The organism is Enterobacter cloacae complex sp. IR5441 (assembly GCF_049238215.1).
In the GTDB taxonomy this organism is placed as follows: Bacteria; Pseudomonadota; Gammaproteobacteria; order Enterobacterales; family Enterobacteriaceae; genus Enterobacter; species Enterobacter hormaechei_C.
Genome location: NZ_JBMKIA010000032.1, coordinates 25,900 through 36,715 on the forward strand (window position 1 = coordinate 25,900; position 10,816 = coordinate 36,715).

10 protein-coding genes are annotated in these 10,816 nt (G+C 54.7%); 7 read left to right on the forward strand and 3 right to left on the reverse strand.

The window, feature by feature from the left end; all coding sequences use genetic code 11:
- Positions 1–137: 137 nt before the first annotated feature.
- Positions 138–656 (reverse strand): lipoprotein, encoded by a 519-nt coding sequence (locus ACOTX5_RS22085; protein ID WP_015571007.1) that lies wholly within the window; start codon positions 654–656, stop codon positions 138–140.
- A 97-nt stretch (positions 657–753) separates the two neighbouring features.
- Between ACOTX5_RS22085 and ACOTX5_RS22090 the strand changes: the two genes are divergently transcribed.
- The 3 genes from ACOTX5_RS22090 to ACOTX5_RS22100 all read left to right on the forward strand — a co-directional run bounded on the left by ACOTX5_RS22090 (position 754) and on the right by ACOTX5_RS22100 (position 2,797).
- Entirely contained in the window at positions 754–1,077 is a 324-nt protein-coding gene (locus tag ACOTX5_RS22090; protein ID WP_006174327.1) for a heavy metal-binding domain-containing protein, read from the forward strand.
- Positions 1,074–1,904: an N-acetylmuramoyl-L-alanine amidase gene (locus ACOTX5_RS22095; protein WP_063438840.1), complete on the forward strand. Its 831-nt coding sequence runs from the start codon at positions 1,074–1,076 to the stop codon at positions 1,902–1,904. The genes ACOTX5_RS22090 and ACOTX5_RS22095 overlap by 4 nt, the downstream gene beginning before the upstream one ends.
- A gap of 269 nt (positions 1,905–2,173) precedes the next feature.
- Positions 2,174–2,797 (forward strand): helix-turn-helix domain-containing protein, encoded by a 624-nt coding sequence (locus tag ACOTX5_RS22100; protein ID WP_023303371.1) that lies wholly within the window; start codon positions 2,174–2,176, stop codon positions 2,795–2,797.
- On the opposite strand, the gene ACOTX5_RS22105 is transcribed toward ACOTX5_RS22100, so the two are convergent.
- Together ACOTX5_RS22105 and ACOTX5_RS22110 are read right to left on the reverse strand one after the other, a co-directional pair.
- The gene (locus ACOTX5_RS22105) at positions 2,794–3,426 is read right to left on the reverse strand and encodes a hypothetical protein (RefSeq protein WP_045911414.1); all 633 of its coding nucleotides are present in this window, start codon (positions 3,424–3,426) and stop codon (positions 2,794–2,796) included. The genes ACOTX5_RS22100 and ACOTX5_RS22105 overlap by 4 nt on opposite strands.
- Complete coding sequence (locus ACOTX5_RS22110) at positions 3,426–4,988, reverse strand: peptidoglycan-binding protein (protein WP_421632470.1); 1,563 nt, start codon at positions 4,986–4,988, stop codon at positions 3,426–3,428. Before ACOTX5_RS22110 ends, ACOTX5_RS22105 begins: the two co-directional genes overlap by 1 nt.
- 300 nt (positions 4,989–5,288) lie before the next feature.
- On the opposite strand from ACOTX5_RS22110, the gene gspC reads away from it, so the two are divergent.
- The 4 genes from gspC to gspF are packed head-to-tail and all read left to right on the forward strand — an operon-like array spanning position 5,289 to position 10,651.
- On the forward strand, positions 5,289–6,020 hold the full coding sequence (gene gspC / locus ACOTX5_RS22115) for a type II secretion system protein GspC (RefSeq protein WP_017693723.1): 732 nt from the start codon (positions 5,289–5,291) through the stop codon (positions 6,018–6,020).
- Between the two features lie 13 nt (positions 6,021–6,033).
- The gene (gene gspD / locus ACOTX5_RS22120) at positions 6,034–7,950 is read left to right on the forward strand and encodes a type II secretion system secretin GspD (protein WP_017384866.1); all 1,917 of its coding nucleotides are present in this window, start codon (positions 6,034–6,036) and stop codon (positions 7,948–7,950) included.
- Between the two features lie 14 nt (positions 7,951–7,964).
- Positions 7,965–9,443 (forward strand): type II secretion system ATPase GspE, encoded by a 1,479-nt coding sequence (gspE, locus tag ACOTX5_RS22125; RefSeq protein ID WP_032619994.1) that lies wholly within the window; start codon positions 7,965–7,967, stop codon positions 9,441–9,443.
- A complete protein-coding gene (gene gspF / locus ACOTX5_RS22130; RefSeq protein ID WP_017384864.1) occupies positions 9,443–10,651 on the forward strand; it encodes a type II secretion system inner membrane protein GspF in 1,209 nt (402 codons plus the stop codon). The genes gspE and gspF overlap by 1 nt, the downstream gene beginning before the upstream one ends.
- Positions 10,652–10,816 lie beyond the last annotated feature (165 nt).

A 10,816-nucleotide genomic window follows, 5' to 3' on the forward strand; every position in this document is an offset into this window, starting at 1 on the left:
TAAAAGTTAAATATAACCCGTGTTTCCTCTTAAACATAGCACAAAATAGCGACGGGAAAGGGGGGCGAGTATAAATGTCGGCATTCCGCAGGAAATGCCGGACATTTTACGGGGTTAACGTTTATTGAACGGAGGCGTTAGCGGTTCTCGATCGACTGGCGAAGGGTGCCCGCCGGGGCATGAACGCTGCCGCCAATGTAGCGCACATCGTCTATTGCCCAGCACTGGCCTTCACGGATCATCAGCACCTCATCCTGCCAGGTTTGCGTCCCCTGGGTGAGCTTCACGCGCAGGGGAATATTGCGTGCGTCGGTATTCGGTATGGTGGACGCGCTGGCGACGTCGGCGCTGTCCGGCAGCGTGGCGCGGCTGGAGAACGGATCGGATGACAGCAGGGCGTTGTGCTGCGGATCGCGCGAAGCGTCGGTGAGCAGTTTCGCCAGATTATCGCTCAGGTACGGGCGCAGGGCGGTCAGGTCATTACCGCGATGCTGAATACGGTAATCATAAAATTGTTGCGCCACGGCATCCGGGCCACCCTCAATACAAGGGCCGCTGCGGGTTCCGATATCCTTAAAGGCTGGCGTGACCGGCGTTGTGCAGGCGCTGAGCACCAGCGCGCATGGCACTAAAAGCGTTAAAGCAGAGTAGCGCATGTTGATTTCCTTATTTATTAACTATCCTTTCAATCATAGCGTAACGAACCGATAATGCTGTCGCTAACGCATTGAACGCTAAAGAAGGAGAGAAAGTATGCAATTTTCAACAACGCCAACCCTGGAAGGTCAACCGATTACCGAGTACTGCGGCGTGGTCACCGGTGAGGCGATTCTGGGCGCAAACATTTTCCGCGATTTCTTTGCCGGCATTCGGGATATCGTCGGGGGTCGTTCCGGCGCGTACGAGAAAGAGCTGCGTAAGGCGCGCGAGATTGCTTTTAAGGAGCTGGGCGAGCAGGCCAAAGCGCTGGGCGCGGATGCGGTGGTGGGCATTGATATCGACTACGAAACGGTCGGGAAAGATGCCAGCATGCTGATGGTGAGCGTAAGCGGTACGGCGGTGAAAACCCGTCGATGAAGCGTTCGCTCTCAACCCTCCTGCTGGCGATGTTGCTGGCAGGATGCGCCTCGGAAGAGGGCATTGTTGATAAAGGCGCGTACGAGCTGGATACGCGCCATCAGGCGCAGGCGGCCTACCCGCGTATAAAGGTGCTGGTTATTCACTACACCGCCGATGATTTCGACACCTCGCTTGCGACCCTGACCGATAAAAACGTCAGCTCTCACTATCTCATCCCCGCAAAGCCGCCAGCTCCGCAGGGCAAACCGCGTATCTGGCAGCTGGTCCCGGAGAGCGAACTGGCCTGGCATGCGGGCATCAGCTTCTGGCGTGGCACCAACCGCATAAATGATACCTCCGTCGGCATTGAGCTGGAAAACCGCGGCTGGCGGAAAACCGGTGACGTGAAAACCTTTACCCCCTTCGAACCGGGGCAAATTGCGGCGCTGATCCCGCTTGCCAGAGACATCATCGCCCGCTACGACATTAAACCGCAGAACGTGGTGGCACACTCGGATATCGCCCCGCAGCGTAAAGACGATCCTGGGCCACTGTTTCCGTGGCGCGAACTGGCGCAGCAGGGTATCGGAGCCTGGCCCGATCCGGCGCGCGTAGATTTTTATATCAACGGGCGACCGCATTATCAGCAGGTTGATACCGCAGCACTGCTCGATTTGCTGGCGCGCTACGGTTACGAAGTGCCAGAAAACAGTACGCCCGAACAGCAAAAACGCATCATCATGGTTTTCCAGACGCATTTCCGTCCGCAGTTATGGAATGGCGTAGCGGATGTGGAAACCATGGCGATTGCCGAAGCACTTTTAGAGAAATACGGGCAGGGGTAAACCTTCGGACTACCCCCGAATGAGTATATTTTCGTAAGTTTCTATCAGATTAATCCTAAGTACAAACTCATTTCATTTTTAGTTAATTGACTTAAAATTATCCGGATTTAAGATGGACACATAGCGCGCTAAGTAATTTGGCGAATTAATAAAAAGCTTCACTCTTTTTTTGTTTATTCTTGACGTTTTCATCAGGAAAAATATTTATGGCTCGGTAACAACACCGTGGCCATGCTTTTTAAAAATCACATCTTAAATCGGGTATAACAATGTTAAGCATCTATGGAAAAAAATTACGTCCGCAACATGAAATGGAAAAGATCATTTCTGCAACCTCAGGCGTTGAAGAAAGAACGTTAAAAAAATGGCAGAAAATTTCCACCTCTGATTCCGGCTATATTCATATTATCGTCAGCGGTGAAGTCGAATTTCGACGTGAATCTGATGAACTGTGCATGTTCACCGTCACCGGGCAATGCATTTTCGGCCTGTCGTCAATGTATTACAGCGCCACCCATATGTACGGCCTTGTTCGGACTAATACGGTTGTTCGCTCGATCAAGAAAGAGGTCTTCGCCCAGCTGATGACCGAAAAAAATCTGTGGCCAGAACTGACCAAAGTCCTTTCCTGGTACATCTGCATGCTGAGCAAACGTGATGATGTTCTGGTTGCCCGCAGTGCGTATTCCGTTGTCCGCGAATTTTTATATGAGATTAACGACCTGATTGTTCAACAACAGCGTGATATTAACGTTTATGATTACATTCAGGAATACACTAACCTGGCACGTAGCACTATTATTAAAATCCTCTCCGATCTGAAAAAGGGTCAATATATTGTGGTGGAAAAAGGTCGACTGCTTAACCTTACCGCACTGCCTGAAAAATATTAATACCTGCTCCCGCCGTCTCCTTTTTTACTGAAAGGAGAACGGCTATTTCCACTGTTTTTTACACTGGCTTGTGAATTATCCTGCGTTTCGTCAACCGGCGGCGCGGGAATTTTTCCTTGAGAATAATCCTGCTCCTGCTCTTTTAGCGCCTGCTTAAATAATTCTGTTAATGATGACTCTTCACTGCCCGTGCTGGCGGGAGCGTTATCGTGCTCATGCGCTTCGGTCCCGGGTAAGGTATCCCGCGAGGCGTCGTGTGGCACCGCGCCGTCGGGCGCCTGCTGCCAGTCGCCATCATCACTGTTGATCGGCAGATCCTGCATCGATGGAACATCAACTGGCACTGGCGCAGCTTTAGGCTGCGGGAACGGTTTACTCACGTACACGTAATGCATATCCGAAAGCTGCGTTTCCGGTTTAGCAACGCTGGCGTTGACCGGTTCAGGCGCCGGGTGGCGCAGGTTCCAGTAGACGTGCATATACAGGCCGACAACCAGCATGACGCAAAGCCCGACCAGCCATAACGCTGTTTTGCCGAATATGTTTTTCAGGCTGGGGAGACGGTACGAAAACCAGACCGCTTCCCCGGTTGTATAGCTGCGCTGGGCCGCAAGACAGATGGTCGACATTAGGCTTTCTTCTCCTGCATTTTCGCGTCCGGGGTGGTGCGGGTGGTCTGAATCAGTACGCCCGGCGTGCTGTTGGTCACGCGCATCAGCTGCATCAGCGTATCTTCACCGGGGATACCATCCACGTGCAGATGCATTTTTTGCTGGAACTCGCGGGTGCGTTTCATCATCTCTGTGGTCCAGATCCGGGCATGCGTTTCGGGCTGGCTCAGCGCCAGGCTTAATTGCTGATCCAGCCAGGCCATATCTTTGCTGTCGCTGGCCGCGCCGATCGCGTCTTTACCTTCCGGTGTCAGGCGGTGCAGCTGGGTGAAGTTGCCGGTCGCGTGCCGGTTAAACCAGCTGCGACTCACCTGCCAGGTCCGGTTATTCATTAACAGGTCAATGGACGTGTCCCCGACCCTGGCGACCACCGCATAGTTAAGATGGCCGCTGGTTTTCAGTTCACTGACCCACGGATACCCTTCCTGCGCCAGCGTCTCCGGCGACGCGTTCCCCTGTTTACACATCAGGTTTACTTTGGCGGCGTTCTGGCACAGCGCATCTTCGGCCGAGGCGTCATACCCCCACATGAGATACAACTGATGCATCGCATCCGGCTGATTAACTATTTCGTTGTCGATAACCGGCACTACGGGCGCTTCGACTTTTAGCGATTGCTGTTTCCAGCTGACGGGCACCGGCAGCTGGATCGGCAGGCGTGCGCCGATCGATGTGGTCAAATACCAGCCGCAGGCGGCAAACAGCACGGACGCAAACAGCCCCACGGTCGCCAGGCGCTTACCGTGTTTTTGGGCGGGCAGGATCTCTCCCGCCGCCAGACGTAAATGACGTGGGCTGACCTGCGCCGCGCGTTCCGTCCAGGCGGCGAGCATTGACAGGTGCGCCAGCGCATTCAGTTTGCTGATATTGCCTTTGGTCAGCGTGTGCATTTTGCGCACGCGGGCAGGCGGCAACGGCGAGTTTTCGCAGCCGTGTTCTTCGCACTGGGCCTGAACATAGCTCAGGTATTCGCGGCAGGTCAGGGGGCGCAGGGCATGATGCGTGTGCGTATATTCGCGCAGTTCAGGTTGCTTTAGCAGGATCTCCTGATCCGCAGTGCCCGTCAGTACCACGGCGAGCCGGAAGTTCAGCTCCTGGGCGCGCGTGAGCAGCGTTCCCAGGACTTCACGGCAGCTCTCCTTCATGGCTTCGAAATGGGCGATCGTCACTACTCTGGATTTCGCTTTCCCCTCCTGCCACTGGCGCAGGACGGCATCCACCGCCTGCATGCGATCTTTAATCGCTTTCGTTCCCGGGTTGAGTTTGTACAGCAGGCTACTGGCACTCAGTTTGGGAAACGCGTTGATGGCAAGAACGGTATTGTTGCTGGCTTTAAGCGCGTCGACGAACTGGCCCAGAAGCGGAGCGTCGTCGCAAAAAAGCCCGATAATTCCCGCCAGCTGGGTTTTCTCTTTCAGCAGGTTGAACACGTCCTGATGATAAGGCACCAGAAAATCACCGGATAAACGGGTGATTGTCCTGAATGGCGGATTTTTAAAATTAAAGTGACTCTGATACATAACGACTTACCGTCTCTGATTAGGAATAGCAACAGCAGCAGAAAGTAAGGTAATGCCCCTGAGCGGTCAATTTGCAGACAGAGTAAAAATATCCAGCCGGCTGCGCCTAACATCTGGAATTTATACGGTCAATATTTTTCTTTATGAAAGTTGGTGGCGAAGTCAGTGGTCGCGTTTGCAACAGCTTATTACTATTTTCCTCCATATTGGCGCAGTATGACGCTGCTTATTTTTGCTTTGCTATAGGCCGGATAAAAAATGAGGTTCTCATTTCTGTCACGGTGGATAACGCCTTGTATTATGTTTTTGCTGCTCATTTTTTGTGGCCAGCAAGGCTATCTCACCTTTAAAGATTATAAAAAAGTTATGAATAAGTTTGCTAATTCTGACCTACAGCCGCTGAAAAAAACGCGCGAAGACAAACCCTTCACGCTTTTTACGGCTGCCGTCCGTCAGGAGAACTTATCGGCTGCGGCAAAACCCCCGCTGGCGGCGGAGATTGAAGGCATTGTGCGCAGTGATGACGCCTGGCTCTCCTTCGCTGTCATCAAAACCCCGGGCGGCCAGCGAAGCTACCGCGAGGGTGAACCGCTCGCCGGGTTTAACGACGCATTTATTCAGGAAATAAACAAAGATAATGTGGTGGTTAATTATGAAGGTGCTACGCAGGTACTGGCGTTAAATAAACCGGACTATTTTAAGGGGGGCGTGGAGAGCGGCCCGGTTACAAAATCGACGAAAGATGCTGGCGCAGAGAGTGTGCATCTTGATGATTATCTGGTGTTAAAACCCATCATTGAAAAAGGCCGACTGGAAGGCTACAGGATAAACCCAAGGAATGCCTCCGCCTTTTACAGTCAGTCAGGTCTGGAAAAAGGCGATGTGGCGATTCAGGTTAACTCTGTCGATATGACCGATGAAGCAAAAGCGAAAAGCATTATTGCCAACTGGTCGAAAATGAAAGAAGCGGAGGTCATCGTACGACGTCACGCTCACCTTGAAAATATTCGGGTTAATGTTCTAAATAATTAATAAGTGTGCAGACATGAAAAAATTTCCCTGGGCGTGCGTGGCGCTGACCGCATTGTCGTTATATTCCAGTTCGCTGCTTGCAGCTAACTTTAGCGCAAGTTTTAAAAATACTGATATTCGCGAGTTTATCGATACGGTAGGTCGCAATCTCAACAAAACTATTCTGGTCGATCCGTCCGTCCAGGGAACCGTCTCGGTCAGAACCTACAACGTGCTGACGGAGGATGAGTATTACCAGTTCTTCCTGAGCGTGCTGGATCTCTACGGCCTGTCGGTGATCCCGATGGACAACGGCATGGTCAAAGTGGTGCGCTCAAGCGTAGCGCGTACCGCCGGTGCGCCGCTGGCAGACAGCAAAAACCCGGGCAAAGGTGACGAGATTATCACCCGCGTGGTGCGCATGGAAAACGTACCCGTTCGCGAGCTGGCCCCGCTGCTGCGCCAGCTCAACGATGCCACCGGCATCGGGAATGTGGTCCACTTTGAGCCGTCCAACGTCCTGCTGTTAACCGGTAAAGCCTCGGTGGTGAACCGACTGGTGGATCTGGTTCAGCGCGTCGATAAAGACGGTATTCAGCGCCGCGAAATCATCCCGCTGCGCTTTGCCTCTGCCAAAGAGCTTTCGGATATGTTGAATAACCTCAACAACGAAGAGCAGAAGGGGCAGAATGCGCCGCAGCTGGCGACCAAGGTGGTGGCGGATGACGAAACCAATAGCCTGGTGATCAGCGGCTCGGAAGATGCGCGCGCGCGTACCCGTTCCCTTATCCATCAGCTGGATCGCGAGCAGAATAACGAGGGGAACACCCGCGTCTTCTACCTCAAATATGCCAGCGCCACCAAAGTGGTACCGGTGCTGACGGGGATTGGCGAGCAGCTGAAAGACAAGCCGGGCGCGGCCAAAGCGAAAACCGCGAGCGCCTCAACAGACCTGAACATTACCGCCGACGAGTCGACCAACTCCCTGGTGATCACCGCGCAGCCTAACGTGATGAACTCCCTGGAGAAGGTGATCGACAAGCTGGATATTCGCCGTCCGCAGGTGCTGGTGGAAGCGATCATTGCCGAAGTGCAGGACGGCAACGGCCTGGATCTTGGCGTGCAGTGGACGAGCAAGCACGGCGGCGTGCAGTTTGGCGCTACCGGCCTGCCAATCAGCCAGATTAAAAATGGCACCATGAAAGGGGCGAGCTTCACGGGCCTTGCGACCGGCTTCTTTAACGGTGATTTCGGTGCGCTGGTGACCGCGCTCTCCACCGACGGTAAAAACGACATCCTCTCCACGCCAAGCGTGGTCACGCTGGATAATAAAGAAGCGTCGTTCAACGTCGGTCAGGATGTGCCGGTGCTTTCCGGTTCGCAAACCACCAGCGGCGACAACGTCTTTAACTCGGTTGAGCGTAAAACCGTGGGGACCAAGCTGAAGATTGTGCCGCAAATCAACGATGGCGACATGATCCACCTGAAGATTGAGCAGGAAGTATCCAGCGTCGACAACAGCGCAACGGAAGATTCCAGCCTCGGCCCAACCTTCAACACGCGCACGATCAATAACGAAGTGATGGTCCACAGTGGCCAGACGGTGGTGCTCGGCGGTCTGATGGAAAATGTGACCAAACAGTCGGTCTCCAAAGTGCCGCTGCTCGGCGATATCCCGCTGGTCGGGCAGCTGTTCCGCTACACCTCGCAGGATACCTCTAAACGCAACCTGATGGTGTTTATTCATACCACCGTCCTGCGTGACGACGACAACTACAGCGCAGCCTCGAAAGAGAAATACGACCAGATCCGGGTGCGCCAGATGCAGCGAGCGGAAGAGAAGAAGCTGGGCATTATTGAACCGACGGACAACGCCGTACTGCCAGCGTTCCCTGCCGCCAGCGCCGCACCCGCGAAAACCTCCGCGGCACGCAATCCGTTTAAAGAGTAAGGCGGAGGGGAAACGTGGACGAACTGACTAAAACCCTGTGTAGCAGCAACTACGCAAAAGATAACGGCGTTCTGCTTTACAACAATGACGTCTATATCCGTGAGGACACCCCGGCATTAGCACTGCTGGAGGTGCGCCGGGTGCTGGGACGCGCATTCGTCCCGATCACCCTGGCGCCGGAAGCGTTTGACGAGATGCTGGCTAAAATCTGGCAGCAGAGCAGCGGCGTGTCGCAGCAGCTGGTGGACGACATGGACGCGGATATCGATCTGATGGCGTTAACCGAGGAGATCCCGGATAACGAAGATCTGCTCGATAACGACGAAAACTCGCCGGTGATCCGCCTGATCAACGCCATTCTCGGCGAGGCGGTGAAGGACGGCGCGTCGGATATTCATATCGAAACCTTCGAGCGCACCCTGAGCATACGCTTTCGCGTTGACGGCGTGCTGCGCCCGGTGCTGCAACCGGCGCGTAAGCTCGCCCCGCTGCTGGTGTCGCGTATCAAGGTGATGTCGAAACTCGACATCGCCGAGAAACGCCTCCCGCAGGATGGCCGTATCTCCCTGCGCATCGGTCGCAAGGCCATCGACGTGCGCGTCTCGACCATTCCGTCCCAGTACGGCGAGCGCGTGGTGATGCGCCTGCTCGATAAAAGCAATCTCAAGCCCGACATCAACAAGCTGGGGCTGATTGATGAAGAGCTGGAGAAGCTGAAAGGGCTGATCGACCGCCCGCACGGGATCATCCTCGTTACCGGCCCGACGGGTTCCGGTAAAAGTACCACGCTGTACGCCATACTCTCGGCGCTGAACGGCCACGAACGCAACATTCTGACCGTGGAAGATCCGATTGAGTACGAGCTGGAAGGGGTGGGGCAGACGCAGGTTAACCCGCGCGTGGACATGACCTTTGCCCGCGGGCTGCGCGCCATTCTGCGTCAGGACCCGGACGTGGTGATGATCGGGGAAATTCGCGACGGTGAGACCGCCCAGATTGCGGTGCAGGCGTCGCTGACCGGTCACCTGGTGATGTCGACGCTGCACACCAACAGTGCCGCAGGGGCGATAACCCGTCTGCGGGATATGGGGCTGGAGTCCTTCTTAATCGGTTCATCGCTGCTCGGTGTCATTGCCCAGCGTCTGGTGCGTCGGCTGTGTACGCACTGCCGGACCACCAGTCCGCTGGACGCCAATGAAAAAGCGCTGTTCAGCTTTATGGCCGCGCCGCCAGACGCGATTTACCGCGCGGTGGGGTGCGAACACTGCCGTCAGAGCGGCTATCAGGGCCGCGCCGGTATCCATGAATTCCTGGTGGTGGACAGCGCCATGCGCCGCGCCATCCATGAAGATAAGGACGAAATGTCCCTCGAAACGCAGCTTTTTAAGCATGCCTACAGCCTGCGTGAAAACGGGCTGCTGAAGGTGATCGGCGGCGTGACGTCTCTGGAAGAGGTCATGCGCGTCACCGCCGAACGTGGGGGGGATGCGTAATGGCTTTCTACGCCTGGACGGCAACGGATGCCGCGGGGAAAACACAGCGCGGGACGTTACAGGCCGAGGGGCAGAAGCAGGTTCGCCAGTGGCTTCGCGAGCAAAAGCTGATGCCCGTCAGCATCACCGAAACCCGCGAAACGGCGGCTGGCGGGAAAGCGAAAACCGGGGTGAAGCTCTCCACTCCGGTGCTGTCGATGTTTACCCGTCAGCTTTCGACGCTGGTCAACGCCGCGCTGCCGCTGGAGAGCGCGCTGAAAGCGATCTCAAAGCAGACGGAAGACAAAAAGCTGGCGGCGATGGTGGTGGAGATCCGCGAGAAGGTGGTGGAAGGCCACACCCTGTTCGATGCCTTCAGCCAGTTTCCGCGCACCTTCGACAAGCTTTACTGCACGCTGGTGATGGCCGGGGAGAAAACCGGTCACCTGGGCGACGTGCTGGAAAAGCTGGCGGAGTACAACGAGCAGCGCCAGAAGATGAAAAGCAAGCTGACGCAGGCAATGGTCTACCCGATAACCCTCACCGTGGTCGCCATCGCGGTCATCAGCATCCTGCTGGTGGCGGTGGTGCCGCAGGTGATCGAGCAGTTTACCCACATGAAGCAGCAGCTGCCGATCACCACCCGGACGCTGATTGCGGTAAGTGATTTCCTGCAAGCCTGGGGCATTTATATTGTGGGCATTCTGGGGGGCGGCTTTATCGGCTTCAAAACCTGGCTGAGGAATGCCAAAAACCGTTTTCGCTGGCACAGCTGGCTGGTGAACGGCTCGCCGATTAAAAAGCTGGTCTGCGCCATCAACAGCGCCCGCTATATCCGTACCCTGAGCATTTTGCAGGCCAGTAGCGTGCCGCTGCTAGAGGGAATGTATATCGCGATGGACGGTATTGAAAACCGCTATGCCCGGCAGGTGCTGGAGCAGGCCGCCGACACCGTGCGTCAGGGGGCGTCGCTGTATGCGGCGCTGGAACAGGCGAAATTATTCCCCCCCACCATGCTGTATATGATTGCCTCCGGTGAAGAGAGCGGGGAATTAGGTAATTTAATGGATCGCGCGGCGGAAAATCAGGAATCGGCCTTACAACATCGAATTACATTAACGCTGTCGGTCTTTGAACCGGCGCTGGTGGTATCCATGGCGACGATTGTTTTATTCATCGTTCTGTCAATATTACAACCGCTTCTGCAACTTAATAATATGGTAGGTTAAATCATGGCTTTAAAACGTAAAAACCTGGCTCGCCAGGCGGGCTTTACACTGATGAATCCCCTAATGATTTTGGTAAAAATCATTAAGTTAAGGTGGATACACATCTTGTCATATGATCAAATGGTTTCGCGAAAAATCAATAATCAGACAACAAGATGTGCGAAC

Bases quoted from the DNA above. Each gene is read 5' to 3' on its own strand.
- ACOTX5_RS22085 (WP_015571007.1), bottom strand. From the start codon at position 656: ATGCGCTACTCTGCTTTAACGCTTTTAGTGCCATGCGCGCTGGTGCTC.
- ACOTX5_RS22095 (WP_063438840.1), top strand. From the start codon at position 1,074: ATGAAGCGTTCGCTCTCAACCCTCCTGCTGGCGATGTTGCTGGCAGGA.
- gspF (WP_017384864.1), top strand. From the start codon at position 9,443: ATGGCTTTCTACGCCTGGACGGCAACGGATGCCGCGGGGAAAACACAG.
- gspC (WP_017693723.1), top strand. From the start codon at position 5,289: ATGTTTTTGCTGCTCATTTTTTGTGGCCAGCAAGGCTATCTCACCTTT.
- ACOTX5_RS22105 (WP_045911414.1), bottom strand. From the start codon at position 3,426: ATGTCGACCATCTGTCTTGCGGCCCAGCGCAGCTATACAACCGGGGAA.
- gspD (WP_017384866.1), top strand. From the start codon at position 6,034: ATGAAAAAATTTCCCTGGGCGTGCGTGGCGCTGACCGCATTGTCGTTA.
- ACOTX5_RS22090 (WP_006174327.1), top strand. From the start codon at position 754: ATGCAATTTTCAACAACGCCAACCCTGGAAGGTCAACCGATTACCGAG.
- ACOTX5_RS22110 (WP_421632470.1), bottom strand. From the start codon at position 4,988: ATGTATCAGAGTCACTTTAATTTTAAAAATCCGCCATTCAGGACAATC.
- ACOTX5_RS22100 (WP_023303371.1), top strand. From the start codon at position 2,174: ATGTTAAGCATCTATGGAAAAAAATTACGTCCGCAACATGAAATGGAA.